The 23,299-nt window shown below is 73.4% G+C and carries 29 protein-coding genes; 12 read left to right on the forward strand and 17 right to left on the reverse strand.

Features of this window, described 5'->3' with window-relative positions:
* The first annotated feature begins 27 nt into the window (after positions 1–27).
* The gene (locus tag AC27LF_RS29925; RefSeq protein WP_479659825.1) at positions 28–1,545 is read left to right on the forward strand and encodes a glutamate-cysteine ligase family protein; all 1,518 of its coding nucleotides are present in this window, start codon (positions 28–30) and stop codon (positions 1,543–1,545) included.
* A gap of 50 nt (positions 1,546–1,595) precedes the next feature.
* On the opposite strand, the gene AC27LF_RS29930 is transcribed toward AC27LF_RS29925, so the two are convergent.
* Positions 1,596–3,377, reverse strand: a complete 1,782-nt coding sequence (locus tag AC27LF_RS29930; RefSeq protein WP_479659824.1) for a substrate-binding domain-containing protein — start codon at positions 3,375–3,377, stop codon at positions 1,596–1,598.
* Positions 3,378–3,564: 187 nt separating this feature from the next.
* On the opposite strand from AC27LF_RS29930, the gene AC27LF_RS29935 reads away from it, so the two are divergent.
* Positions 3,565–4,365: a CPBP family intramembrane glutamic endopeptidase gene (locus tag AC27LF_RS29935; RefSeq protein WP_479659847.1), complete on the forward strand. Its 801-nt coding sequence runs from the start codon at positions 3,565–3,567 to the stop codon at positions 4,363–4,365.
* A 51-nt stretch (positions 4,366–4,416) separates the two neighbouring features.
* Here the strand turns inward: AC27LF_RS29935 and AC27LF_RS29940 are convergent, their stop codons facing one another.
* The gene (locus AC27LF_RS29940; RefSeq protein ID WP_479659823.1) at positions 4,417–5,226 is read right to left on the reverse strand and encodes a PhzF family phenazine biosynthesis protein; all 810 of its coding nucleotides are present in this window, start codon (positions 5,224–5,226) and stop codon (positions 4,417–4,419) included.
* Between the two features lie 186 nt (positions 5,227–5,412).
* Here AC27LF_RS29940 and AC27LF_RS29945 point away from each other — a divergent pair, with 186 nt between their 5' ends.
* Positions 5,413–6,036 (forward strand): PadR family transcriptional regulator, encoded by a 624-nt coding sequence (locus AC27LF_RS29945; protein ID WP_479659822.1) that lies wholly within the window; start codon positions 5,413–5,415, stop codon positions 6,034–6,036.
* A gap of 316 nt (positions 6,037–6,352) precedes the next feature.
* On the opposite strand, the gene AC27LF_RS29950 is transcribed toward AC27LF_RS29945, so the two are convergent.
* Positions 6,353–6,781 (reverse strand): type II toxin-antitoxin system Rv0910 family toxin, encoded by a 429-nt coding sequence (locus AC27LF_RS29950; RefSeq protein ID WP_479659821.1) that lies wholly within the window; start codon positions 6,779–6,781, stop codon positions 6,353–6,355.
* A gap of 324 nt (positions 6,782–7,105) precedes the next feature.
* Between AC27LF_RS29950 and AC27LF_RS29955 the strand changes: the two genes are divergently transcribed.
* The 3 genes from AC27LF_RS29955 (at position 7,106) to AC27LF_RS29965 (ending at position 9,976) form a co-directional block, all read left to right on the forward strand.
* The gene (locus AC27LF_RS29955; protein ID WP_479659820.1) at positions 7,106–7,744 is read left to right on the forward strand and encodes a peptidase; all 639 of its coding nucleotides are present in this window, start codon (positions 7,106–7,108) and stop codon (positions 7,742–7,744) included.
* A gap of 99 nt (positions 7,745–7,843) precedes the next feature.
* Positions 7,844–8,842 carry an EamA family transporter gene (locus tag AC27LF_RS29960; protein WP_479659819.1) on the forward strand — a complete coding sequence of 333 codons (999 nt, stop codon included), beginning with the start codon at positions 7,844–7,846 and terminating at the stop codon, positions 8,840–8,842.
* A 180-nt stretch (positions 8,843–9,022) separates the two neighbouring features.
* Entirely contained in the window at positions 9,023–9,976 is a 954-nt protein-coding gene (locus tag AC27LF_RS29965) for a DMT family transporter (RefSeq protein WP_479659818.1), read from the forward strand.
* 116 nt (positions 9,977–10,092) lie between these two features.
* On the opposite strand, the gene AC27LF_RS29970 is transcribed toward AC27LF_RS29965, so the two are convergent.
* Together AC27LF_RS29970 and AC27LF_RS29975 are read right to left on the reverse strand one after the other, a co-directional pair.
* On the reverse strand, positions 10,093–10,725 hold the full coding sequence (locus AC27LF_RS29970) for an FMN-binding negative transcriptional regulator (RefSeq protein ID WP_479659817.1): 633 nt from the start codon (positions 10,723–10,725) through the stop codon (positions 10,093–10,095).
* Complete coding sequence (locus AC27LF_RS29975; protein ID WP_479659846.1) at positions 10,725–11,408, reverse strand: pyridoxamine 5'-phosphate oxidase family protein; 684 nt, start codon at positions 11,406–11,408, stop codon at positions 10,725–10,727. The genes AC27LF_RS29970 and AC27LF_RS29975 overlap by 1 nt, the downstream gene beginning before the upstream one ends.
* Before the next feature lie 35 nt (positions 11,409–11,443).
* On the opposite strand from AC27LF_RS29975, the gene AC27LF_RS29980 reads away from it, so the two are divergent.
* Positions 11,444–12,775: an aminotransferase class I/II-fold pyridoxal phosphate-dependent enzyme gene (locus tag AC27LF_RS29980; protein WP_479659816.1), complete on the forward strand. Its 1,332-nt coding sequence runs from the start codon at positions 11,444–11,446 to the stop codon at positions 12,773–12,775.
* Between the two features lie 509 nt (positions 12,776–13,284).
* Here AC27LF_RS29980 and AC27LF_RS29985 read toward each other — a convergent pair.
* On the reverse strand, positions 13,285–14,265 hold the full coding sequence (locus AC27LF_RS29985) for a DMT family transporter (RefSeq protein ID WP_479659815.1): 981 nt from the start codon (positions 14,263–14,265) through the stop codon (positions 13,285–13,287).
* Positions 14,266–14,339: 74 nt separating this feature from the next.
* On the opposite strand from AC27LF_RS29985, the gene AC27LF_RS29990 reads away from it, so the two are divergent.
* Entirely contained in the window at positions 14,340–15,242 is a 903-nt protein-coding gene (locus AC27LF_RS29990) for a LysR family transcriptional regulator (RefSeq protein WP_479659814.1), read from the forward strand.
* Between the two features lie 15 nt (positions 15,243–15,257).
* Here the strand turns inward: AC27LF_RS29990 and AC27LF_RS29995 are convergent, their stop codons facing one another.
* Positions 15,258–15,725 carry a pyridoxamine 5'-phosphate oxidase family protein gene (locus tag AC27LF_RS29995; protein ID WP_479659813.1) on the reverse strand — a complete coding sequence of 156 codons (468 nt, stop codon included), beginning with the start codon at positions 15,723–15,725 and terminating at the stop codon, positions 15,258–15,260.
* Positions 15,726–15,799: 74 nt separating this feature from the next.
* Between AC27LF_RS29995 and AC27LF_RS30000 the strand changes: the two genes are divergently transcribed.
* On the forward strand, positions 15,800–16,444 hold the full coding sequence (locus tag AC27LF_RS30000; protein ID WP_479659812.1) for a cysteine hydrolase family protein: 645 nt from the start codon (positions 15,800–15,802) through the stop codon (positions 16,442–16,444).
* A gap of 3 nt (positions 16,445–16,447) precedes the next feature.
* Here AC27LF_RS30000 and AC27LF_RS30005 read toward each other — a convergent pair whose 3' ends face one another.
* The 10 genes from AC27LF_RS30005 to AC27LF_RS30050 all read right to left on the reverse strand — a co-directional run bounded on the left by AC27LF_RS30005 (position 16,448) and on the right by AC27LF_RS30050 (position 21,607).
* On the reverse strand, positions 16,448–16,942 hold the full coding sequence (locus AC27LF_RS30005) for a Rieske (2Fe-2S) protein (RefSeq protein WP_479659811.1): 495 nt from the start codon (positions 16,940–16,942) through the stop codon (positions 16,448–16,450).
* A 330-nt stretch (positions 16,943–17,272) separates the two neighbouring features.
* A complete protein-coding gene (locus tag AC27LF_RS30010; RefSeq protein ID WP_479659810.1) occupies positions 17,273–17,734 on the reverse strand; it encodes a hypothetical protein in 462 nt (153 codons plus the stop codon).
* A 64-nt stretch (positions 17,735–17,798) separates the two neighbouring features.
* A complete protein-coding gene (locus AC27LF_RS30015) occupies positions 17,799–18,206 on the reverse strand; it encodes a gas vesicle protein K (protein WP_479659809.1) in 408 nt (135 codons plus the stop codon).
* Positions 18,203–18,448: a gas vesicle protein gene (locus tag AC27LF_RS30020; RefSeq protein WP_479659808.1), complete on the reverse strand. Its 246-nt coding sequence runs from the start codon at positions 18,446–18,448 to the stop codon at positions 18,203–18,205. The genes AC27LF_RS30015 and AC27LF_RS30020 overlap by 4 nt, the downstream gene beginning before the upstream one ends.
* Positions 18,445–19,284 (reverse strand): GvpL/GvpF family gas vesicle protein, encoded by an 840-nt coding sequence (locus AC27LF_RS30025; protein WP_479659807.1) that lies wholly within the window; start codon positions 19,282–19,284, stop codon positions 18,445–18,447. The genes AC27LF_RS30020 and AC27LF_RS30025 overlap by 4 nt, the downstream gene beginning before the upstream one ends.
* Positions 19,281–19,733: a gas vesicle protein gene (locus AC27LF_RS30030; protein WP_479659806.1), complete on the reverse strand. Its 453-nt coding sequence runs from the start codon at positions 19,731–19,733 to the stop codon at positions 19,281–19,283. The genes AC27LF_RS30025 and AC27LF_RS30030 overlap by 4 nt, the downstream gene beginning before the upstream one ends.
* 84 nt (positions 19,734–19,817) lie before the next feature.
* Positions 19,818–20,075, reverse strand: a complete 258-nt coding sequence (locus AC27LF_RS30035) for a gas vesicle protein GvpG (protein ID WP_479659805.1) — start codon at positions 20,073–20,075, stop codon at positions 19,818–19,820.
* The gene (locus tag AC27LF_RS30040) at positions 20,075–20,788 is read right to left on the reverse strand and encodes a GvpL/GvpF family gas vesicle protein (RefSeq protein ID WP_479659804.1); all 714 of its coding nucleotides are present in this window, start codon (positions 20,786–20,788) and stop codon (positions 20,075–20,077) included. Before AC27LF_RS30040 ends, AC27LF_RS30035 begins: the two co-directional genes overlap by 1 nt.
* A gap of 3 nt (positions 20,789–20,791) precedes the next feature.
* Positions 20,792–21,223 (reverse strand): gas vesicle structural protein GvpA, encoded by a 432-nt coding sequence (locus tag AC27LF_RS30045; RefSeq protein WP_479659803.1) that lies wholly within the window; start codon positions 21,221–21,223, stop codon positions 20,792–20,794.
* Positions 21,224–21,301: 78 nt separating this feature from the next.
* Complete coding sequence (locus AC27LF_RS30050) at positions 21,302–21,607, reverse strand: gas vesicle protein GvpO (RefSeq protein ID WP_479659802.1); 306 nt, start codon at positions 21,605–21,607, stop codon at positions 21,302–21,304.
* A 31-nt stretch (positions 21,608–21,638) separates the two neighbouring features.
* Between AC27LF_RS30050 and AC27LF_RS30055 the strand changes: the two genes are divergently transcribed.
* The 3 genes from AC27LF_RS30055 (at position 21,639) to AC27LF_RS30065 (ending at position 23,189) form a co-directional block, all read left to right on the forward strand.
* A complete protein-coding gene (locus AC27LF_RS30055; RefSeq protein WP_479659801.1) occupies positions 21,639–21,761 on the forward strand; it encodes a hypothetical protein in 123 nt (40 codons plus the stop codon).
* Between the two features lie 250 nt (positions 21,762–22,011).
* Entirely contained in the window at positions 22,012–22,776 is a 765-nt protein-coding gene (locus AC27LF_RS30060; protein WP_479659800.1) for a HipA family kinase, read from the forward strand.
* The gene (locus AC27LF_RS30065; RefSeq protein ID WP_479659799.1) at positions 22,773–23,189 is read left to right on the forward strand and encodes a DUF3037 domain-containing protein; all 417 of its coding nucleotides are present in this window, start codon (positions 22,773–22,775) and stop codon (positions 23,187–23,189) included. The genes AC27LF_RS30060 and AC27LF_RS30065 overlap by 4 nt, the downstream gene beginning before the upstream one ends.
* The last annotated feature ends 110 nt before the right edge of the window (positions 23,190–23,299 follow it).

Below are 23,299 nucleotides of genomic sequence, written 5' to 3' on the forward strand. Positions count from 1 at the left end.
CCCGCCCATCCGAGGAGGGACGCTTCGATGGGGGAGAAGGTCGTGGCGGGGTCGTTCGACCTGTCCGAGCGCCGGCGCCACCGCGACAAGCTCGTGAGGTGTCTCACGGGACTGGAGCGCCTGCTGGCCGAGAAGCGGTTCGACCGCCCGAAGAACCTCATGGGCGTGGAGATCGAACTGAATCTCGCCGGCCCGGACGGCATGCCCAGAATGCTGAATGGAGAAGTACTTGAGCGCATCGCGAGCCGCGATTTCCAAACAGAACTCGCCATGTTCAACCTGGAAGTCAACATAGCTCCACACCGATTGGGCGGCCGGGTATTCGACCGGCTCGCGGAGGAACTTCGCACCGCACTCGCCTACGCCGACCGTAAGGCCCAGGAGGTGGACGCCGGGATCGTGATGATCGGTATTCTGCCCACCCTCGACCGCGACGACCTGGTCTCCTCCAACCTCTCCGAGGCCGATCGCTACACGCTGCTCAACGATCAGATCGTGGCAGCGCGCGGCGAGGAGTTCATGCTGGACATCGCCGGCGTGGAGCACCTGACCTGCACCTCCAAGTCGATCGCGCCCGAGGCGGCGTGCACCTCCGTCCAACTGCACCTCCAGGTCACCCCGGCACGCTTCGCCGACGTGTGGAACGCGGCGCAGGCGGCCTGCGCGGCCCAGATCGCGGTCGGCGCCAACTCGCCCTTCCTCTTCGGGCACGAGTTGTGGCGCGAGTCCCGGCCGCCGCTGTTCCAGCAGTCCACGGACACCCGCCCGCCCGAACTCCAGGCCCAGGGGGTGCGCCCGCGCACCTGGTTCGGCGAGCGCTGGATCTCCTCGGCGTACGACCTGTTCGCGGAGAACCTGCGGTTCTTCCCGGCGCTGCTGCCGATGTGCGACGACGAGGACCCGCTGGAGGTGCTGGACGCCGGTGGCGTGCCCCGGCTCGCCGAACTCGTCCTGCACAACGGCACGGTGTACCGCTGGAACCGCCCGGTCTACGGCATCGCGGACGGCGTACCGCACCTGCGGGTCGAGAACCGCGTACTGCCCGCGGGACCGACCATCACCGACGTCATCGCCAACGCCGCCTTCTACTACGGCCTCGTGCGCGCCCTCGCCGAGGAGCAGCGGCCCGTGTGGACCAGGATGCCCTTCGCCACGGCCGAGGCCAACTTCGACGCCGCCTGCCGGTACGGCATCGACGCCCGCTTCCGGTGGCCGCGGCGCGGCCGCTACGGCGGCATCGGCGAGGTCGACGCGGTCACCCTCGTACGCGACGAACTGCTGCCGCTGGCATCGGCCGGCCTGGACGCGTGGGGCGTCGAGCCCGCCGACCGCGACCTGTACCTGGGCGTCATCGAGGAACGCTGCCGGCGCCGGGTCAACGGCGCGGCCTGGCAGACGGCGACCTTCCACCAGGCCCTGGAACAGGGGCTGTCCCGCGACGCGGCGCTGGCCGCGACCACCCGCCGCTACGCCCAGTTGATGCACCTCGGCGAGCCCGTCCACGCCTGGCCGGTGGGGCTGCCGCAGCCGGCACCCCTCGGCTGACCGCACGGACACCGGCGGTGCGGCCGGCCTCCCACGCCGCCTTCGCGGGTTCAGCCCGCGTTGTCGCCCGCGCCCGCCGCGCCCGCCGCCACGATCGCCTTCAGGATCACCGCGTGGATCTGGGCGGGATCGTCGACCATCTCGGCGATACCGCCCGTGGCCCCGGCCAGCCGCGCGGCCTCGTCCCGGGACGCCTCGGGACCCACGGCGATGACGACCAGCGGGACGGGCCGCCCGGGGTCGCTGAGCTTTTCCAGTTCGGCGACGAGCGCGGAGCGGGAGATGCTGCCCGGGTCCTCGTTCACCCCGTCCGTCAGCACGACCAGCGCGTTGAACCTGTCCTTCGCGTACGACGCCGTCGCCGCCCGGTACGCGGCCAGCGTCGTGTCGTACAGGCCCGTGGCGCCGCCCGGCACCGGTTCGAGGCCGCCGAACGCCGCCGACAGCCGGTCCCGCTGGGTACCGCCGCCCTTGCGGTCGCCGAGCCGTTCGGTCGGCACCAGGACGCGGTAGTCCGCGTCGCCGTCCAGATGGGTGGCGAAATCCCACAGCCCGATCTCGTCCTCGGCCGTGAAGGTGTCCAGGGCCTGGAGCAGCGCCGCCCGGGTCACGTCCATGCGTGTGCGGGACGTACCCGGCACCGCCTGCGCCATCGACGCGGAGGCGTCCACGACCGTGGTGATCCGGGCGCTCTGCACCGTGATCGTCCACGTGCCCAGCGCCTGTTGGAGTGCCGTGCCGGTCGGCGGCTCGGCCGACGGCTCCGCGTACGGCTGCGGGGTGCTGCCCCCGGCCCGGTCGACCACCGTACGGGGGACGGCGTCGTCCGTGCGGAAGCCGTACTTCTCCAGCAGCCGGTGCTGCGCGGGCTGCCACAGATACGTCATGAACCGGACCGCGGCCCGGCTCTCGTCCGTGGTCAGTTCCGCCTCGTCGACCAGCGCGTAGGGATGGTCGAGCGACGGGGACCCGTCCGTGGGGTAGAAGAGGTCGAGCCGCCGGCCGGGGGCGGCGGTCGCGTTGTGGGCGAACGCGGCCTGTTCGCTGAGGATCAGCGCCGCGTTGCGCTCCGGGTCGTCCTGCCCGGTGCCGGAGGAGGCGTCGCGCGGCAGCGTGCGCAGCACCTGCTCGTCGGTGGCGGAGACGCGCTGCGCGAGCGCCTTCATCATGGCCGCCGCCCGGGTCTGCCCGTTCTTCGTCCCGGCCGCGGCGGCGTTCAGCCGGGTGAGCGCGAGCAGCCCGGTCGCGCTGCGCGCCGGATCGGCCGCGCCGAGCCGCGGGGCGCCGCCCCGCAGCGCGGCACCCGCCAGTTCGGTCCAGGTGTACGTCTTCTTCGGCCAGCCGAGCGAACGGGCGGCGGCCGGCAGCATCGCCACCGCCACCGGGCTGGCGGCGACATGGCCCAGCTGGTTGACCTGCGTCGCCCTCGCGTCCGCCGCGACCCGCTCGACCCACGCCTCCGAGTCGGGCACCCACACCTGCGCGTCGGGCTTGCCGCCCCTGCGCAGCGTGTCCGCGACGTCGAAGGAGTCTTGCGCGCTCACCGTGAGGGCGATGCAGCGGCCGTCGGAGGTGACGTCCTCCTCGCGCGCCCGCTCTGCCGCCGCCCGCAGCGCCGGGGCCAGGTCCGGGGCGGCGGCCAGCGTCAGCCGCACCGGGTCGTCCTGGCAGGAGGAGCCGAAGGAGAGCAGTCCGCCGCGGACGGCCGCCGCCGTGCCGGCCGCGACGGTCAGGACGAGCACCGCCGCGACGGCGACGCTGCGGCGACGGGCGCGCGGACGGGGGTCGGCCGCGCCCGCCCGGGACCGATCGGGCAAGCTGTGACGTCCCATGGCGGTGGTGCCCCTCCCTGGTGAGCCGCGCGGCGGAATCCGGCCACACGGCACGCCACAGGGAGGTACGCCCCGTGCGGCGTCCGTCCCCCCGGGCGGCCTGTCGCGCACGTCCTTCGTAACTTCTTTCGAGACCCTAGCGGGGCGAGGGCGACCATGGGGCGTGATCAGTCAACTGGAGGCAGATGTGCAGGTGGAGGCGGACCCGGTGGCCGGTTCTGAGCCGCGGGAGCGGCCCGCGCGGCGGATTCTCCGGGACGAGACGCTGCTCGTTCTGGCACTTTCGCTCGGCGCGAGCGGAGTGTCCGCTCTGATCAGCTTCATCGGATCGGTCACGAAACCGGGCGGCCTCAAGGACCAGGCCGCGACCCTCAACGCCTCGGCCGCGCCGGGCCGGCCCTGGCTGGATCTCGCCTGGCAGCTGTTCGGCATCGCGACGGCGCTCGTCCCCGTCGCGCTGGTCGCGCACCTGCTTGTGCGCGAGGGGAAGAGCCTGCGCACCCTCGGCTTCGACCGCACCCGGCCCTGGCCCGACCTGGGCCGCGGAGCCGGTGTCGCGGCCGTGATCGGCAGCGCCGGGATCGCCTTCTACCTGGCCGCCCGCAGCCTCGGGTTCAACCTCACGGTGGTGCCCGAGGCGCTGCCCGACGTGTGGTGGAAGTACCCGGTGCTGATCCTGTCCGCGGCGCAGAACGCGATCCTCGAAGAGGTGATCGTCGTCGGCTATCTGCTGCGCAGGCTCGGCCAGTTGGGCTGGGGCCCGGGCGCCGCGCTGGCGGCGAGTTCGGTGCTGCGCGGCTCCTACCACCTGTACCAGGGCATCGGCGGCTTCATCGGCAACCTGGTCATGGGCGTCGTCTTCGTCCATCTGTACCGGCGCTGGGGCCGGGTCGGTCCGCTGGTGGTCGCGCATTGCCTGCTCGACATCGGTGCGTTCGTGGGCTACGCGCTGCTCGCCGGCAAGGTGGGGTGGCTGCCGACGGCGTGAACACGTCCGCGTGGGGGCGTACGGCCGGCTCGTACGCCCCCTGGGCGGGTCTCAGGCGAGCAGTTCTCCGTCGATGACGGTGACCGCGCGGCCGGTGAGCAGCGTGCGCTCGCCGCGCAGCACGGTGCGGACGACTCCGGAGCGCGCGGATGCCTGCAGGCCGGTGAGCGCGGAGCGGCCGAGGCGCGCGGACCAGTGGGGCGCGAGGGCCGTGTGCGCGCTGCCGGTGACCGGGTCCTCGTCGATGCCGACGTTCGGGAAGAAGCACCGGGAGACGAAGTCGTGGCCGCGGTCCGGGTGCGCGGCGCGCGCCGTGGCGATGATGCCGCGCGTCGAGTAGGCGGCGAGCGCCTTGTGGTCGGGCGCCAGGTCCAGGACGGTCTTCTCGTCGGCGAGTTCCAGCAGCAGATCGCCGACCTGCGGGCCGGTGTCGAAGGCGGCGACCGGCTCGGCGCCCAGGGCTTCGGCGACGCCGGCCGGGACCTCGACGGGGGTGAGCGGCGCGGTCGGGAAGTCCAGCGTGATCGAGCCGTCCGCGCCGGGAGTCGCGATCAGCACGCCGCTGCGGGTGGCGAAGCGCACCGGCCCGTCGTGCGCGCCGGTGGTGTGCAGGACGTGGGCGGCGGCGAGCGTGGCGTGCCCGCACATCGCCACCTCCGTGACCGGTGTGAACCACCGCAGGGCCCAGTCCGCGGAGCCGCCCTCGGGCAGGCGGTGCGCGAACGCCGTTTCGGCGTGGTTGACCTCCATGGCGATGTCCTGGAGCCGGCCGTCCTCGGGGAAGGCGTCGAGGAGCAGGACCCCGGCGGGGTTGCCGGCGAAGGGGCGGTCGGCGAAGGCGTCGACGATTCGAATGCGCATGCCGACGACGCTAGAGGTGTCGGCGCGGGGCGCACCAAGGCCAATCCGCGAACTCTGGCCCGATCGCGGCTCCGGGTCCCGCTTCTCCTCCCTGGGGGCGACTCAGGCCGGGGGGGTTGTCGTTCGAATGGTTCCGATATATCGTTGAGGCATCGCGACTGATCAACGATGAATGGAGTGATGGCGATGCGTACCCACGGATTCGAGCGTGGACATCGACAGGACGGTCCCCACCGGCGCGACCGCGGCGGGTTCGACGGGCGGCGGGCCGCCTTCGGGCCGTTCGGCCCGGGCGGACCCGGCTTCGGGCACGGTGGACCCGGCGGACCCGGGCCCTGGGGGCCGCGAGGGCGCGGCGGGCCGCGCGGCAGGGCGCGGCGCGGTGACGTACGGGCCTCGATCCTGGCCCTGCTCAAGGACCGCCCGATGCACGGCTACGAGATGATCCAGGAGATCGCCGAGCGCAGCGGCGGGGCGTGGAAGCCCAGCCCCGGCTCGGTCTACCCCACCCTCCAGTTGCTGGAGGACGAGGGGCTGATCGCCAGTGAGAGCGAGGGCGGCAAGAAGCTGTTCTCGCTCACCGAGGACGGCCGTGCCGCGGCCGACCAGGGGCCCGAGGCTCCCTGGGAGGAGGCCACGCGCGGGGTCGACTGGGAGGCGCTGGGCGAGATCCGCCAGGCCGGCTTCGGCCTGATGGAGGCATTCGGGCAGGTCTGGCGCACGGGCTCGAAGGAGCAGCGCGAGAAGGCGCTGGCCGTCATCAACGAGTCCCGCAAGAAGCTGTACCTGATCCTCGCCGACGAGGATTGACATCGCGTTCCGCGCGCCGCGACCGCAAGATGCGGCGCGTACGGCCGGACGGCGCCCCGCGGAGCGATCCGCGGGGCGCCGTCGCCTGGGTGCGTGGCCGGGCCCTGGTCCGTGCGCTGCGGCTGGGAGGCGGGATGGGCGCGGTCCGGGGTGCCAGTGGGGTGATCCGCGAGGGTGCCTCCGGTTGGGTGCGTGGTCGGGCCGCGGCCCGGGCGGCGCGCTCGTGCGACCGGGGTTGTGGTCGGGGGGTGCTGCGGTGCGGTCGGGGTGTCTCGTGGGGGGATGCGCGGGGCGGGTCGCCTGGGTGGGGGCTGGGTCAGGTGACCAGGTCGTTCAGCTTGCGCAGCGACTCGTTGAGGGCGGCGGTCGCCGAGTCCTTGAGCCTGCCCGCCATCAGCGAGACGGCGGCGCCGGTGAACTCGCCGTCGATCCGGACCGTCGTGGCCTCACCCTCGGGCGTGAGCGTGTAGCGGGTGGCGACGGTCACCCCCATCGGCCCCTTGCCGCGGATCGCGAGCACCCGGGCCGGCTCCAGTTCCTCGATGGTCCACTCGACCTCCGCCGGGAAGCCCATCAGCTTCATGTTCTCCTGGAAGGTCCCGCCCACCGCCAGGGTCTTCGGGCCGCCGTCGGGGAAGTTGGTGTGAGTCGCGTTCCACTCTCCGTACGCCGGCCAGTCCGTGAGCCGGGCCCACACCTTCTCGGCCGGTGCCTGGATGCGTGCCTCCGCGCTGACTTCGGCCATGCGACCACCCCTTCGTATCGGGCTACGGTGTCGCGGAACGTAGCCGCAGCGCGTCGAACATTCAATACTGATGAACCGTCAGGAAATGTGCGGATGCGGCCCCGGGCCGGCCCACCGGCCGTATCGCCGCCGCGTCGGACCGGTCCCGGGTGCCCGCTGGTTTTCGGGGGCGTGGGGCAAGGCGGCGCGCGCCGGCGCGGGGGAAACGGCCTGATCTCCTCCGTAAGGAGGAGATTGCGGCCCGCGGCGTCCACTTTGTGTGGGACGCCGAAATGCTTCCCGTCGGGGATGACTCCGGCTCCCGGGGCTGATGGGGTAGGGGATGTGCAACCCCGTATTCCCCGCCAGTCCGCCCATGACCAGGGCACGGACCGCGCGGGCGGCGATGCCGGACTCAGTGCCGAGCTGGCGGCGGTGGTCGCCGCTGCCCGCCGGAGGGCCGTCCGGGACGGGGACCGGCAGATCGACACCGCCCATCTGCTGCACTCGCTGCTGGAGTCCGATCCGGACGTGCGCGCCGTCATCGGCGACACCCCGCAGATCGCCCGCCTGCTCGGCTATCTCGTGCAGCGCAGCATCGGTTACGGCCTGCGCTGGCAGAACTCCGTCGAGGACTCGGGCCCGATCGCCGTGCTGCGCGATGCGGGACCGGCCGGCGCGCAGCAGAAGGAGCCGCAGCCGAAGGAGCCCGAGCCGGACGGACCGGCGGCCAAGGGCGCGGACCCACGCGAGACGGAGGGCTGCTCTCCGCTGGCCGCAGCCGCCATGCGGTACGCCGCGAGCCGCGCCGCCCTCCGCGGCGCCGACCGCGCCGTCGGCACCGACCTGCTCGCGGCCGTCGTCGGCGACCGGCAGTCCCGGGCCGTCGAAGTGCTCGGCCGCGCAGGCGTCGACGTGCCCGGCCTGCTCACCCGGATCGACAGCCGCGCGGGGGAGTACGCGGCGGACGGCGAGGCGTCCTGAGACGGGACCGGCCGCCGAGCCGAGCCCGGCCCCCGTCCAGCCGGTGAGACAGGTGTCAACGGGGGTGACGGTCCTGACGTCGCCTGTCATCATGGGCCGGTGCCTACGTCTGAGAGCAGTCCGGGCAGCCACGGAAAGGGCGTCGGCCTCGGCCTCGCGCTCGGTTCGGCGCTCGCCTTCGGAGGATCCGGTGTCGCGGCCAAGCCGCTGATCGAGGCGGGACTCGATCCGCTGCACGTGGTGTGGCTGCGGGTGACCGGTGCCGCCCTGGTGATGCTGCCGCTCGCCGTGCGCCACCGCGCCCTGCTGCGCCGCCGCCCCGGGCTCCTCGCCGGCTTCGGCCTGCTCGCCGTGGCCGGCGTGCAGGCCTGCTACTTCGCCGCGCTCTCCCGCATCCCGGTCGGCGTCGCGCTGCTCGTGGAGTACCTGGCCCCCGCCCTGGTGCTCGGCTGGGTGCGGTTCGTGCAGCGGCGGCCGGTGACCCGGGCCGCCGCGCTCGGCGTCATCCTCGCGGCCGGCGGCCTCGCCTGTGTGGTCGAGGTGTGGTCGGGGCTGGGCTTCGACGCCCTCGGACTGCTGCTGGCCCTCGGCGCCGCCTGCTGCCAGGTCGGCTACTTCGTCCTGTCCGACCAGGGCAGCGACGCGGGCGAGGCGGCACCGGACCCGCTCGGCGTCATCGCGTACGGCCTGCTCGTCGGCGCCGCCGTGCTGACCGCCCTGGCCCGCCCCTGGACCATGGACTGGTCCGTGCTCTCCGGTACCGCGCGGCTGCACGGCGACGCGGTGCCGGCCGTGGCGCTGCTCGCCTGGATCGTCCTGGTCGCCACGGTCGCCGCGTACATCACGGGAGTGCTGTCCGTGCGCCGGCTCTCCCCGCCGGTCGCGGGGGTCGTGGCCTGCCTCGAAGCGGTCGTCGCGACCGTGCTCGCCTGGGTGCTGCTCGGCGAGCACCTGTCGCTTCCGCAGGTGGCCGGTGGCGTGATCGTGCTGGCCGGCGCCTTCATCGCACAGTCCTCGACGCCCGCCAGGGGCTCCGCCGAGCCGGTCGCGGGCGGCGGCGCGGAACGCGAGTTGTCCGTGAAGGGGAGGGCCGCATAGGGTGCGGGGCATGCCGTCGAACGCACTCGTCCTTCCCCCTCCGGCCGCCTGAGGCGGGCCTCCGGACACCACGCCCGGCACATCGCCGCCGGGTCGGACGGTGCTGCCCGCAGATGAAGTCCGCGCGCCCCGCCTGAGCGGGCCGCCTCCCGTACTTCTGCACCTCTGCGGAGAAGATTCGTGTCGAACCCTGCCTTCGGCCTGCCCGTCGGGCGTGGCCTGCTCTATCTGACCGTCGCCGGTGCCGCCTGGGGCACCGCCGGAGCCGCCGCCTCCCTGGTCTACCGGGCCAGTGACATGGGCGCCACCACCCTGTCCTTCTGGCGCTGCGCCGCCGGGCTCGCGCTGCTGCTCGCCGGCCGGCTGCTGCGCCGCGGCGCCCCGCGCCCGGCCGTCCCCGAACCGCTCGGCCGCAGGGCCGTGAAGGCGGTCGCCACCGGCCTCGGCCTCGCCGTCTTCCAGACCGCCTACTTCGCTGCCGTCTCCGCCACCGGACTCGCCGTGGCGACCGTCGTGACCCTGGGCGCCGGACCCGTCCTGATCGCGCTCGGCGCCCGGTTCGCGCTGGGCGAGCGGCTGGGCCGCGGCGGGGCAGCCGCCGTCGTCGGGGCGCTCGCCGGGCTTGCCGTGCTCACGCTCGGCAGCGCGGGCGCGTCCGTACGCCCCTCCGGGGTGCTGCTCGCGCTGGCCTCGGCGGCCGGCTACTCCGCGATGACGCTGCTCACCCGCTGGTGGGGCCGGCACGGCGACGCGGACGCCTCCGGTACGACGGTGTGGGCGTTCGCGGTCACCAGTGCGTGCCTGCTGCCCTTCGCGCTGGCGGACGGCCTGATCCCGCACACCGCGCATCCCGCGCGGGTCCTGTGGCTGGTGGTCTACATCGCGGCGATCCCCACGGCGCTCGCCTACGCCCTCTACTTCGCGGGCGCCGCCGTCGTACGGTCGGCGACCGTGTCGGTGATCATGCTGCTGGAGCCGGTGAGCGCGGCGGTCCTCGCCGTCACGCTGCTCGGCGAGCACCTGACGGCGTCGACGGTGGCGGGCACCCTGCTGATGCTGGCCTCGGTCGGCGCTCTGGCGGCGGCGGAGGCGAGGGCCGCCCGCCGGACGACGGCAGACCCGGCCCCGGCCTGACCCACCGCCCGACCCGCCGCGCCCGTGGCCGCCCGGTGTCCCGTGTCCGGCCGGCCTCTGGAGCGCGGTCGGCACCCCGGTCGCCCGGCCTTGGGGAACCCGCGGGGCACCTCGGTTCAGGAGCCGCGTCGGCGTAGCAGGTGGTCACGGGCCGCGTCGTCGCGTGGGCCTCGGCGCCGCGCCAGCGCCGAGGCGATCCGCTCCCGGACCTCCTCGGGCTTCTGGCCCGCGTACTTGAACTTGGCCCGTACGCCGGTCACTTCGAGGCGCAGCCCGCGGATGCCGGGCAGCATCCTGCCGTACGGCGGCCCGTCCGGTGTCGCGGCTGCCGAGCCGCCCGCGGGCTGGAAGTGGCCGAGCTGGCGGTTGAGGAGGTCGGCCTTCTCGGCGGGATCGTCCACCACATGGGCCGTGCAGCGGAGCTGGACGGCCGCGTAGAAGCTGGTCGGAACGCCGTGCTCGGCCGGGGTGCCGGGGGCGGCCTGCCAGGGGCCGGGGACGTAGACGTAGTCGTCGACCACGCTGAGCAGCACCTGCGGGTCGGCCTGGAGCGCGGCCCACAGGGGGTTGGGGCGGGCGAGGTGGGCGACGACCTCGGCGCGGCCGGCGTCGTAGGCGAAGTGGAGTGGCTGGACGGCGGGCGGCTCGCCGGGCAGGCCGTTGACCGCGAGCTGGCCGAAGTCGTGCGCGGCCAGCCAGGTCTGCCACTCCGTGTCCTCGTGCGGCGCGTCCCAGGGGTGGATCAGCATCACAGGGCCTTGAGGTAGCCGGGGAGTTCGACGCCGGGGGCGAGGTCGGCGTTGGGGAGCGGCGTGTCGTAGCCCTTGCGCAGCGGTACCACGCCCGCCCAGTGCGGGAGGGCCAGGTCCTCGGGTTCGTCGTTCGCGCCGCCGGTGCGCAGCTTGGCGGAGACCTCGTCCAGGTCCAGCCGGATCACCGCGGTGGCGGCCAGTTCCTTCTTGTCGGCGGGCCGGGAGTCGGCCGCGCGGCCCGGGACGACGTGGTCGACCAGCGCGTCCAGGGCCAGCCGCCGCTCCTCGACGTCCGTGACCTCGTATGCGGTGCCGTGCACCACGACGGACCGGTAGTTGACGGAGTGGTGGAAGGCGGACCGGGCCAGGACCAGGCCGTCTACATGGGTCACCGTCAGACAGACGGGGAGCCCGGGGTCGGCCTGCCCCGTCATCCGCAGCGGGCGCGATCCGGTGGAGCCGTGGACGTACAGCCGCTCGCCGACCCGGGCGTACAACGTCGGCAGCACCACGGGCGCGCCGTCGCGGACGAAGCCGAGGTGGCAGACGTAGCCCTCGTCGAGTATCGCGTGCACCAGGTCGCGGTCGTACGAGGCCCGGTCCGCGGAGCGGGTGGGGACGGTGCGGTCGGTCGGGGTGTAGGCGGCGGGCTGTGGCGGTGTCTGCTGAGGCCCCTGCATGGCGTTCTCCATTGCACTAGTGCATAATATGGTTTGTGCTAGGAGAGTATCCGATCGAAGGCCGTGGCGCAGCGGAGATCGCCGCGAGCGTCGAGCGCGCGGTGGGTGACGGCCGCCTGGAGCCGGGCCGACTGCTGCCGCCCATGAGGGAGTTGGCGGCCACGCTGGGCGTCAACCCGAACACCGTGGCCGCCGCCTACCGCACCCTGCGGGAGCGCGGGGTCATCGAGACCGCCGGCCGCCGGGGCAGCCGGATCAGGCCCACGCCGGCCACGACCGGCCGTGCGCAACTGGATGTGGCCGTGCCGCCCGGGGTGCGCGACCTGTCCGACGGCAACCCGGACCCCGCGCTGCTGCCTCCGCTCGCGCCCGCCTTCGCGGCGGTCGCGGCGGCGGGGGACAGGGAGCCGGTCCTGTACGGCGCCGAGCCGGTGGAGCCGGAGCTGGCCCGGATCGCACGGGCCGAACTCGACGCCGACGGGGTGCCCGACGGGCCCCTCGCGGTGGTGTCCGGATCGCTGGACGCCGTGGAACGGGTGCTCGTCGCCCACCTCAGACCGGGCGACGCGGTCGCCGTCGAGGACCCCGGCTGGGGCCGCACCCTGGACCTGGTGCCCGCGCTCGGGCTGCGCACGACTCCCGTGGGCGTCGACGACGACGGGCCGCTGGTGGACGGCCTGCGGCGCGCCCTGGAGTCGGGCGCGCGTGCGCTGATCGTCACGGCCCGCGCGCAGAACCCCACCGGCGCCTCGGTGAGCGCCGCACGCGCGCGTGCCCTGCGATCCGTGCTGCGCGCGCACCCGCACACCCTGCTGATCGAGGACGACCACGGCCACGGCATCGTCGATCTGCCGCTGCACCCCCTGGCGGGCGGCACGCGCCACTGGGCCCTCGTCCGCTCGGTGGCCAAGGCGTACGGCCCCGATCTGCGCCTCGCCGTCCTCACCGGCGATCCCGTCACCCTCGACCGGGTGCGGGGCAGACAGCGGCTGGGGCCGGGCTGGGTCAGCCGGCTGGTGCAGCGGGCCGTGGTCCGGCTGTGGACGGACGGCGCGGTGGACGGACCGGCGGTGGCCGCGGCGTACCGGGCCCGCCGGGAACCGCTCGTCGACGCGCTCGCGGAACGCGGGATCCGCGCCCATGGGCGCAGCGGCATGAACGTGTGGATTCCCGTACCGGACGAGACCGGCGTGGTCGCCCGCCTTCTGCACGCCGGCTGGGCCGTCGCCCCCGGCGCCCGGTTCCGCCTCGCCGCCCCGCCCGCCATCCGCGTCACCGTCTCCACGCTCACACACCAGGAAACCGCTCCACTGGCAAACGCCATAGCCACAGCCCTGACCCCCGCCCCGTCCCGAAGCTACGTCTAACACGGCCCGACAGCCCCCCAAAGAGGCGCGCCGCTGTTCCGCCGCGCGGGGCTGTATCAATGTGCGGCTCCGCCGCGTGGGCGCGCCCAGCCACGACGGCGCGGCAGCCGCCCGACGGCGGGTGCGCCCCGAAGGGGCGCGGGGAACTGCGCGACCAACCACGACGGCGCGGCAGCCGCCCGACGGCGGGTGCGCCCTGAAGGGGCGCGGGGAACTGCGCGCTCAGCCACGACGGCGCGACAGTCGCCCGACGGCGGGTGTGCCCCGAAGGGGCGCGGGGCTGTATCAATGTGCCGCTCCGCCGCGCGGGCGCGCCCAGCCACAACGGCGCCGCAGCCGCCCGACGGCAGGTCGCCCCGGAAGGGGCGCGGGGAACTGCGCGACTAGCCACGACGGCGAGGCAGCCGCCCGACGGCGGGTCGCGCCCGAAGGGGTGCGGGACTGTTTCGATGTGCGGCTCCGCCGCGCGGGCGCGCCCAGCCACAACGGCGCCGCAGCCGACCCACGACCTATCGCGGCGCACCCAGCGGAGCGCTCGGCGGAGCGCTCGGCGGAGCGCTCGGCGGAGCGCTCGGCGGAGCGCTCAGCGCGGCCCCCGCCAAGACAATCACCGCGCCCACCGGTGTCGTCCAGGCCAGTGACTCGCCCAGGAGCGCGACACCGGCCGCGGCGGCGATGACCGGGATGAAGTAGGTGACCATCTGGGCCGTGGTGGGCCCGACCTCGGCGACCAGGCCGTACTGCACCAGCACGGCCAGCCCGGTGCCGAGCGCACCGAGGGCGGCGACGGCGAGCAGCGGGACCAGCGGGAAACGGCTCGGGAAGGACGTGAACAGGGGCGTGACGACGGCCAGTTGGACCGTCGCCAGGAGCAACTGCGCGCCGGTCGCCGACAGATGCGAGTGGCCCGTGCCGGCCAGCGTGCGGCGGACGTAGATCCAGCCGACGGGATAGCTGAGCGACGCCAGCAGCGCCATCGCCGTACCCGTGGCGTCCAGTCCGTGGAAGCCCTGCCAGGCGCCGAGGACGGTCAGGACCCCGAGGAAGCCGAGGCCGAGCCCCGCGACCCGCCGCCGCGTCGGGCGGTCCTCGGACAGGGCGACCAGGGACAGGGCCATGCCCCACAGGGGCGAGGTGGCGTTGCAGATGCCGGCCAGCGTGGACGGGATCGTCAGCTCCGCGTAGGCGAACAGGGAGAACGGCAGGGCGTTCAGCAGGAACGCGGCGACCGTCAGATGCAGCCAGGTGCGCGCGCCGCGCGGCAGCCGCTCCCGCTTCACGGCCATCGCCGCGAAGAGCACCGCCGCGCCGAACACCAGCCGGCCCAGCGTGACCTGGAACGGTGCGTAGCCCTCCGTGCCCACCTTGATCAACAGGAAGCTGAAGCCCCAGATCAGCGACAGCGCGCCGAACCGGAGACGCCAGTCGAGGCGGGGACGGGAAGCGGCGGCGGGGCGGGCCCCGGTCCTGGCGGGGGTGACGGTGGTCATGGACGCAACGATGCTGGACCCAACTCCGTAGCACAATCGAGAATTCTCACCGGATACCTCTTAGTATTGCTTACATGTTGAACCTGGAGCGCCTGCGTACCCTCGACGCCCTCGCCCGGCACGGCTCGGTCAGCCAGGCGGCCGAGGCGCTGCATGTCACCACCTCCGCCGTCTCGCAGCAACTGGGCAAGCTGGAGCGGGAGGTGGGGCAGCAACTCCTCGCCAAGAACGGGCGGGGCGTGCGCCTCACGGACGCCGGCCGGCTGCTCTCCGAGCACGCGGCACGCATCCTCTCCCAGGTGGAGCTGGCCCAGTCCGACCTGGAGGCGCACCGCGGTCAGGTCGTCGGCGAACTGCGGCTCTCCGCGTTCCCGACCGCCGCGCGCGGGCTGTTCCCCACCGCGCTCGCGGCCCTGCGCGCCCGGCATCCGGCCCTGCGGGTGCGCTCGTGCGAGCTGGAACCGGAGAGCGGTGTCGCCGGGGTGGTGCGCGGCGACCTCGACCTCGCCGTCGTACTGGACTGGTACAACAAGCCGATGCCGGTCCCGGACGGGCTGGTGAAGGCGCCCCTGCTGGACGATCCCGCCGATGTCGCCATGCCCGCGGGCCACCGGCACGCGGAGCGCGCGGAGGTGGACCTCGGGGAGTTCGCCGACGACGAGTGGATCACCTGGGGAGAGGGCGAGTTCTGTCACGAGTGGCTGGTCTTCACGCTGCGCTCGCGCGGCGTCGAACCGATCGTCGGCCACCGCGCCGCCGAGACGCACACCCAACTGGGGTTGGTCGCCTCCGGGTTGGGTGTGTGCATCGCCCCGCGGCTGGGCCGCCACCCGGTGCCGCCCGGTGTGGTCATGGTCCCGCTCACCCAGCGGGTGCGCCGCCATGTGTACGTCGTCTGGCGGGCCGACGCCGACCGCCGCCCGTCGATCAGGGCTGCGGTCAAGGCGCTGCGGATGGCGGCCGAAACGGTGGGCTGAGCCCGGCGATCCGCCCTAGGGCAGGCCCAGTTTGCGGAAGTCCCAGGAGACGATCTTCTCGGGGGTCAGCCGCGCCCAGGCGTGCCGGCCGTCGTGCGGCATCTCGTCGAGGCCGAAGTTCTTGCGGGCGAACAGGGTCTCCGGGGTGTCGAGTTCGGCGCACAGCTCCCCGGTGCGCGGCACCTCGCCGACGAACTCCACGGTCCCGGACAGCTCCACGCCGCGCAGTTGCTCGTACTCCTCGCCCGAGTCCACCACGACGGCCACCCGCGGATCGCGGCGCAGCTGCGACCAGCGTCTGCTGCGCACCACCGAGTACAGCCAGAGCGAGGTGCCGTCCCAGGCGAACCAGAGCGCGCTGACGTGCGGCGCGCCGTCCGCGGAGACGGTGGCGACCCGGCAGGTGCGCTGGCCGGTGAGGAACGCGTCCAGTTCACCGGGCGTCATCATGATCTTCCGGCCCCGGCGTTGAGCGACGGTCATACGGCCCCCTTCTTCCCCTCTCGGGCAATGCTGGTTAGTCTCGCCCGCCCCGCACCCAGGCGAAAGGGGGCGTCGTGCCGTCCTCAGAACGGCTCAGTGAACTCCTCGATCCCACGGTCACCGTGCTGCTCACCGTGGAGTGCCAGCAGGGCGTCGTGGGACCCGACGGGGCGCTGCCCGAACTCGCCAGGCAGGCCCGCTCGTCGGGCGCCCTCGGCAGGGTCGCCCGGCTCGTCGCCGCCGCGCACGACAGCGACGTCCAGGTGATCCACGCCATCGCCGAGCGCCGCCCGGACGGCCGGGGCGCCGGCCGCAACGCGCGGCTGTTCCGCGCGGCCGAACGGCTCCCCGTGCAGCAGCTGTCCGGCACCACCGCGGTGCGCGTCGCGCCGCCGATCGAGGTGGCCGAGCAGGACATCGTCGTACGCCGTCTGCACGGCCTGTCGCCCATCCAGGGCACCGAAGTCGACGCGCTGCTGCGCAATCTGGGCTGCCGCACGCTGATCGTCACCGGTGTCTCGGCCAACGTGGCGATCCCCAACGCGGTCTTCGACGCCGTCAACCGCGGCTACACCGCCGTCGTGCCGGCCGACGCCATCGCGGGGGTGCCCGCCGACTACACCCCCGCGATGATCCGCCACACCCTCGCGCTGGTCGCCACGGTCGTGACCACCGACGAGGTACTGGACTGCCTCAGACGTTCACGCCGCGGGGCCTGAGCCTCACGCGAGCGTGATCTGGTCCCCGGACACCGTGATGTTCTTGGCGGGCAGCGGCTGGGTGGCCGGGCCGCCCTGCACCGTGCCGTCGGCGACGGAGAACCTGCTGTTGTGGCAGGGGCAGACGATCGCGCCGTCGGAGACGCTGCCCACCGCGCACCCCTGGTGGGTGCACGTCGAGGAGAACGCCTGGAACCGCCCCGCCGTCGGCTGCGTGACCACCACGCCCTGGTCCTTGAAGATCTTGCCGCCGCCCTCCGGGATCTCGGAGGTCTTCGCGAGCACGGTGCCGCCGGCCGCGGCGTTTTCGCCGCCGCCCGAACCGCCGCCGGTGGACGCGCCGTCGCTTTGCGCGCCGGCGGCGGCCGGGTCGGACGAGCCCGAGCCGCTGTCCGATCCGCAAGCGGCCAGAACGAGGGCGAGCCCCGTCGCTCCGGCCGTCGCGACGACGGTACGGCGGGTCTGCCCCGCCCCGGATTCGAGCGATGCGCTGGTCATGAGGGGATTCCCTTCCGCGGAGCTGTCTCGTGATCCGTCAAGGGGTACGGCCCGCGGGGCCCGCCCGTTCAGACCAGGCCCAGATCCCGGCGCCCTCGGGGCCCACGGGGCGTGAGCGCCGGATGTGACAGCTCCCGCGGCATGCGCGGGCCGCCCTCGTGCCACTCGTTCGAGGGCGCTCCGGATGACCGGCTCGGGAACCGAGACGTCGACGTGGCCGTCACACGACGTCGGCCGCCCCGGAACCGGGGCAGCCGAAGAAGGGGCGGTGTCGGGTGTCGCCTGGGGCCCGAGCGGTCGTGGGCGGTCCGGCGCTCCCGAAGGAGCGTGTCACACGCGTCCGTTCGTCAAACGGGTCAGAAGGCCGCCCTTGGCGGCCGGATGGGCGGTGGCCCGGCCCGCCGCGAACGTCGCGCCCAGCACTCCGACGAGTCCCGCGCCGACGCCCATCGCGGTCTTCTTGCGGTTCTTCACGACCGTCCAGGCGGTCGTGGCGCCCGAGGCGACACCGGAAGCGGCGGCGGCCGTGGTCCGCCGAGTCGACTCGACGCCCGCGGCGGCGGCCCGTCCCGCGTGCGAGGCCGCCGCGCCCAACGACGTGGTGCCGGACTCGGCGGCCTTCTTCGCCGTGGCCGCGGACTCCTTGGACTGCCGCGCCGAGTCGGCGCCGCTCCTCCTGGCCTGCCCGGCGGTGGCCTGGGCCTTCTTGCGGACGGTGCCGGCGCCGCCTGCGGTGCGCGTACGCGCGGCCTGCGGGCCCTTGCTCGAATCCTTGTTCTTTTCGGTAGCCATGATGTGCGTCTTGCCGCTGAACGGCCCGCAAAACCGGCGGGGACGGCGGTCCGGGGCCATGGCGTCAGCCGCCGTGTCCGGGCGGCAGCAGCGATCCGAGCGGGCCGAGGTCCAGGTTCAGGTCGTCCATCGTCAGCCCGTAGCGCTCGCACAGTTCGGCCATGCGGTCCTCCAGGATCATCAGCGTCATGCCGATGCGTTCCTCCTGGGATTCGTCCAGGTCGCCCTGGTCCACCCGGTGCAGGGCCGTGCGTTCCATCAGCTGGCGCAGCAGCTCGACGATGGTGAGGACCAGCTTGATCAGGTCGCGTTCCACCGTCTCCGGGTCCGTGCGCAGCCGCTGGGCGATGTCCCCGCCGCGCGAGCCCGGTTCCGCGCCCCCGCCCGCATCCCGAGGGGGCGCGGGCACGAGGTCGAAGGCGCGGGCCGCCGCCCGCGCGACCGCCGCGAAGTCGTCGTTCTCCGCCGTCATGGCTCACGCACCCACGGCGACGGCTCGTCGCCGGTGATCGACCGGATGACCGCGCGCAGATTGATGTGGACCAGATCGACGTCCGCGACGGACAGCACGAGATCCCCGGTCAGCACGGCGCCGCCGGTCAGAAGCCGGTCCAGCAGGTCGATCAGGGCCACTTCACGACCCGGCAGCGACTCCTCCTCGAAGCCGTCGAGCCGCGCGCCGGCCGCCGGGATGCCCCAGGGCAGGTCCGTCATCGGCCCTCCGCCTCCTTCATGCCGTCGTGTGCCGTGAACGAGTACGGCGCCCAGGGGCCCGTCACCTCGACCCGCACCCCCGGCACTCCCTGAGCCAGCGAGGAGACGGCGGTACGGAATGCCGCGCGGTCGGAACGGGCCACGAGATACGCCTCGTTGGCGATGTTCTCGCCCGGCCGCGGGCCGAGGCCGGCCTGTTGGGGGCGGTGCGCCACGCGGGCCCGCGCAAGCCCGGACACCGTCTGCGGCAGGCGTGCCGCCACCTCGCCCGCGGCGCGGTACGCCTCGCGGTGGCCGCGCCGCTGCGCCTGGCGGCGACGGAGATACGCACGCCCCGGAGCGTCGGCGCCGGCCCCCGCGTTCGGCGACCGCGAGGCGGCGCCGGACGCCGCGGGCCGCTCCGGAGCCACCGGGGTCGCGTACACCTTCACGCCCAGTTCCTCATGGCCGTCCAGCCAGTCGAGGAGCCGCCGGAACCGGTCGGCGTCGCACCGCAGAACGCCGGCCACGCGCGCGTCGTCGAGATACACCGTCGCGAGCCGCATGGGCAGCACGGTGGTGCGGCCGTGCACGGCGTCCACCACCGCGTTGTGGGCGCGGGCAAGGGCCTCAAGCCGCTCCAGATCGCCGAGGCGGGCTTCAAGGCCCTCGGTGCCGAACTCCTCGGCGGGCACGGAGGCCACCACGGCCGCCAGCCCGCTGTGCCGGACCAGTCGCAGGCCGGTGCCGCCCGCGGGCGCCGGGGTCGCATCGGGCCCGAACGGCGGGTCGGGGGCGTCCCCGCGGCACACCGCGTACAGGTAGGAGAGGGTGCCGGCTCCACGGTCCGCCGTCACCGCTCCTCGCTCCCTTCGGGGACATGCGGCCCCCGCTCGCCGTTGCGGCTCCCGGCATCGGGGAGGGCCGCGGCGGCGCGCAGCTCCGCGACCTCGGCACGCAGCCGGTCGATCTCCGCGGCCTGACCGTCGGTGCTCCCGGCTGGTGCGACCGTCTGGGCACGGCCCGGCGCGTTGTCACCGGCGCGGGAGGAGAGCGAAGGGTCGTGTTCCCACCAGTCGATGCCCATCTCCTTCGCCTTGTCCACGGAGGCGACGAGCAGCCGCAGTTTGATGGTCAGCAACTCGATGTCGAGCAGGTTGATCTGAATGTCCCCCGCGATGACCACGCCCTTGTCGAGGACGCGTTCCAGGATGTCCGCGAGGTTGGCGGAGTTGCCGTGCGGCGGCGGCCCGTAGGGGACTTGGGCAGGGGACCGACCGGTACGGCCGGCCAGTGAGTCGGGCATGTCGGTTCACCCTCGTACTGATCGTCGTGGCGTCACGGACACAAGGAGCCGGCGCAGCCCCGATCCGGACCTGGCCGTGCGGCGTCATGGGTCGAGGCCGAGCCGCCATCGCTCGTACCGGATGGACTCCAACGCGTCGAGCAGTTCGTCCTCGCGCCGGTCGAATTCCTCCGCGGAGATCCGCCCCGCGACGAACTCCCGCTCCAATTCCGCCAGTTGGTCGCGTACCGGGCCGGGGTCGTAATACTCCCGCTCGGCAGCCGTCAGCGCCTGTCCGAGCACCCAGGCGAATCCGCGGACCGGGGCCACCGGCAGGGTGAGGAGCTGAGTGATGAGCCCCATCAGACGAAGCTGTACGGCGGGAGCGGGCCGTTCAGCCGGACCGTGTACCCCTTGCCGTGCAGGGCGGCCTCCGCGTGCACGGCCTGCGAAAAGGCGGCGGCCTCGGCCCGCTTCACCAGGAACGACACGCTCAGCAGGGTGTCCCGGGACGCCTCGCCCCGCACGGTGTCGAGCGCGGCGGGGGAGAGGCGTTCGGTCATCTCCTTCGCCTCCCGTTCCTGGCGGGCCTTGACCTCCTCGGCGATGAGTTCGCCGAGGCGCATCTTCTCGCTCTGCGCGTCCGGGTTCGCCCGGGTGAACTCGTTCAGTCGGCGGACCTCGTCCGATGTTCGGACGATCTCCCTCAGCAGGTCGTCCGTGTCCCGCGAGACCTTCACATGGAACTCAAGGCAGCCGTCGAGCCGCGCGAGCCGTTCCTTGTAGCTTTCCCGGTGGTCGTCGAGGACCGCCGCCACCTGTGCGTCATCCGGTCCCACGAGCCCGAACCGCATGGGCAGCACGGCGCCGTCGGCCATCAGGCCCTCCAGCACGGACTGGTGCGCGGCCACGTCCCTGCGCTTGGCCCGCAGGCCGTCGGGCGCGTCGCTGACGACCGCCGTCAGGTCCCCGGCCCGCACCAGACGCAGTGCGGCGGCGGGCTCGCCCACCCCGCTCAGGGCGTCGACGCGGAGCGGATGGTCCGACGCGGTGATCGCGTAGACGTAGGTGGCCATGGACTACTCCTCCCGGCGGCGGGTCGTACGGCGGCTCGACGACGTCGACTTGCCGGCGTGCTCGCCCTCTCCCGCGTCGTCGGAGCCGCCCTTGAGGGAATCGGTGATCGCCTCGACCGCTCCGGACAGTGCTCCCTTGCTCTTGCCCTTCGCGCCGCTCTCCATGGAGTCACCGACGATGTCGGTGAGGCCGGAGGGCTTGTTGCGGCCCGACTCCAGGTCGAGCCGGTTGCACGCCTCGGCGAAACGCAGATAGGTGTCCACACTGGCGACGACGACGCGGACGTCGATCTTGAGTATTTCGATGCCGACCAGGGACACCCGGACGAAGGCGTCGATGACGAGACCGCGGTCGAGGATCAGTTCCAGGACGTCGTAGAGGTTGCCTGAACCGGTTCCGCTCGTCGGGGCGTTGGACTGCTGAACTATGCTCACGTCGCTTCTCCCGTTCTATCTCGTTCTGTCTCTTTCTGTATCTTTCTGTCTCGTTCTGGTCTTGTTGCTTCTCGTGCCTCATCGGTCGACCCGGCCGCGCGCGTAGCGTTGTGTGCGCTCATAGCCGGTCAGTTCGCCCCGGTCGTCCATGTCGACGCGATACGACGCCATGACACTCGACGTGTCCGGAACGCGTTCGATCTCCACGACCTCCACGCAGGCGGTCCAACCGTCGTCGGTCCTCTTGATCGCGGACACCGAGTCCGGCTCCCTGCCGAGCAGTCCCGCGAGTTGGGCAGCGGCGCGGCGCATCGCTTCTGGAGCACCGATGCGGCCGCCATCGCTCCCGCTGTCGCCTGCGTCGTTCCTCTCGGTTCGCGTCATCGTCCGTCCGTAGCCTCGTGGAAGGGGAAGGGTGGCCACAGCCGCGGCGCGGTGCGGGGCGTCGTCGCCGTACGCACTCGGCGGTTTCGGCAGCGTCCTCGCGCACCGGCGCCGCGAGCTGTCCGACCGTTTCCGGGTCGTGCTCTTCGCGTAGGAACCGCGTGCCCGACACCACCGGATCCATGCCCGAAACACGTCAGCACGGCGACCCACCACACGACTTGAGCCGCCGCGGTCCACGGCCGAGCTGTTCCCTGCTTCGCGGGAGCCCGCGTCGCGTGATCGACGTCCGGCCTGCGGTGTCTGCGTCGGGGTCGAGGTCTTCCCAGTGGAAGCCGAGGAGTCCGCCGCGCCTCGGAGGCGGTCGTCAATTGTAAGGTCAAGTAGGCGTGTAGCCTGGGGAAATGTTGTCTGAGGTCACCGCGGTCCGCTACATCACGCCGTTGCGTGAGGGGGGTTCGCTGCCGGGGCTCGTCGAGGGGGACGACCTCCATACCTATGTCATGAAGTTCACCGGGGCGGGCCAGGGTCGCAAGACCCTGGTCGCCGAGGTGGTCTGCGGGGAACTGGCGCGCCGGCTCGGCTTCCGGGTGCCCCCGCTGGTGACGATCGCGCTCGACCCGGTCCTGGGACTCGGCGAGCCCGACCGGGAGGTGCAGGAACTCCTCAGGTCCAGCGGCGGCACCAACCTCGGCATGGACTTCCTCTCCGGCGCGCTCGGCTTCGACCCGCTGGCCTTCGCCGTGGACCCCCAGGAGGCCGGGCGGATCGTCTGGTTCGACGCGCTGGTGAACAACGTCGACCGCTCCTGGCGCAACCCCAATCTGCTGATGCACCACGGCGACCTTTGGCTCATTGACCACGGCGCCACCATGATCTGGCACCACAACTGGCCCGGCGCCGACTCCTCCGCCGCCCGCCCGTACGACGCCTCGGACCACGCCCTGGCCCGGTTCGCGCCGGACGTCGCGGCGGCCGCCGCCGCGCTGGCCCCCCTGGTCACCGGGGACCTGCTCGCCGAGGTGACCGCCGAGATCCCCGACGCCTGGCTCGCCGACGAGCCCGGCTTCGACACGCCGGACGACCTCCGGCGCGCCTACGCACGGCCGCTGCTCGCCCGGGCCGCCGTCATCCACCAGCGCATCACCGGCATCGAGGGGGCCAAGTGACCGAGCGGCACATCATCAGGCCGGGCCAGGGCGGCGGCCGTGACGTCTTCGAGTACGCCGTGCTGCGCGTCGTGCCCCGCGTCGAGCGCGGTGAGTGCATCAACGCGGGCGTGGTCGTGTACTGCCGGGCCAGGGCGTACCTGGGTGCCCGCATCCAACTGGACGAGGCCAGGCTGCTGGCGCTCGACCCGGCCGCGGACACGGACGGCGTACGGGCGGCGCTGCGCGCGATCGAAGGGGTGTGCGCCGGCGGCGAGGCGGCCGGGCAGGCGGCCGGGGACGACGCGGGACGACGCTTCCGCTGGCTGATCGCGCCCCGCTCGACGGTGGTGCAGCCCGGCCCCGTGCACACCGGGCTCACCACACATCCGGCGGCCGAGGCGGAGCGATTGCTGGACCTCCTGGTGAGGTAATGGATCACATGCGCCGGGTGTGCCGTTGACACCGGGTGCCCTGGCTTCTAGCGTCACGTCCACCGAGGGTACTAAGCGGTCGCTCACCGGTCGGGCGTACCGTGGGAGCC

The organism is Streptomyces diversicolor, from assembly GCF_057537855.1.

Bases quoted from the DNA above. Each gene is read 5' to 3' on its own strand.
- AC27LF_RS30030 (WP_479659806.1), bottom strand. From the start codon at position 19,733: ATGCCCGACTCACTGGCCGGCCGTACCGGTCGGTCCCCTGCCCAAGTC.
- AC27LF_RS29995 (WP_479659813.1), bottom strand. From the start codon at position 15,725: ATGACCGTCGCTCAACGCCGGGGCCGGAAGATCATGATGACGCCCGGT.
- AC27LF_RS30035 (WP_479659805.1), bottom strand. From the start codon at position 20,075: ATGGGGCTCATCACTCAGCTCCTCACCCTGCCGGTGGCCCCGGTCCGC.
- AC27LF_RS29990 (WP_479659814.1), top strand. From the start codon at position 14,340: ATGTTGAACCTGGAGCGCCTGCGTACCCTCGACGCCCTCGCCCGGCAC.
- AC27LF_RS30020 (WP_479659808.1), bottom strand. From the start codon at position 18,448: ATGACGGACCTGCCCTGGGGCATCCCGGCGGCCGGCGCGCGGCTCGAC.
- AC27LF_RS30015 (WP_479659809.1), bottom strand. From the start codon at position 18,206: ATGACGGCGGAGAACGACGACTTCGCGGCGGTCGCGCGGGCGGCGGCC.
- AC27LF_RS30040 (WP_479659804.1), bottom strand. From the start codon at position 20,788: ATGGCCACCTACGTCTACGCGATCACCGCGTCGGACCATCCGCTCCGC.
- AC27LF_RS29975 (WP_479659846.1), bottom strand. From the start codon at position 11,408: ATGCAGGGGCCTCAGCAGACACCGCCACAGCCCGCCGCCTACACCCCG.
- AC27LF_RS29985 (WP_479659815.1), bottom strand. From the start codon at position 14,265: ATGACCACCGTCACCCCCGCCAGGACCGGGGCCCGCCCCGCCGCCGCT.
- AC27LF_RS29940 (WP_479659823.1), bottom strand. From the start codon at position 5,226: ATGCGCATTCGAATCGTCGACGCCTTCGCCGACCGCCCCTTCGCCGGC.
- AC27LF_RS30010 (WP_479659810.1), bottom strand. From the start codon at position 17,734: ATGGCTACCGAAAAGAACAAGGATTCGAGCAAGGGCCCGCAGGCCGCG.
- AC27LF_RS29930 (WP_479659824.1), bottom strand. From the start codon at position 3,377: ATGGGACGTCACAGCTTGCCCGATCGGTCCCGGGCGGGCGCGGCCGAC.
- AC27LF_RS30050 (WP_479659802.1), bottom strand. From the start codon at position 21,607: ATGACGCGAACCGAGAGGAACGACGCAGGCGACAGCGGGAGCGATGGC.
- AC27LF_RS30005 (WP_479659811.1), bottom strand. From the start codon at position 16,942: ATGACCAGCGCATCGCTCGAATCCGGGGCGGGGCAGACCCGCCGTACC.
- AC27LF_RS29925 (WP_479659825.1), top strand. From the start codon at position 28: ATGGGGGAGAAGGTCGTGGCGGGGTCGTTCGACCTGTCCGAGCGCCGG.
- AC27LF_RS29970 (WP_479659817.1), bottom strand. From the start codon at position 10,725: ATGCTGATCCACCCCTGGGACGCGCCGCACGAGGACACGGAGTGGCAG.
- AC27LF_RS30060 (WP_479659800.1), top strand. From the start codon at position 22,012: ATGTTGTCTGAGGTCACCGCGGTCCGCTACATCACGCCGTTGCGTGAG.
- AC27LF_RS29945 (WP_479659822.1), top strand. From the start codon at position 5,413: ATGCGTACCCACGGATTCGAGCGTGGACATCGACAGGACGGTCCCCAC.
- AC27LF_RS29950 (WP_479659821.1), bottom strand. From the start codon at position 6,781: ATGGCCGAAGTCAGCGCGGAGGCACGCATCCAGGCACCGGCCGAGAAG.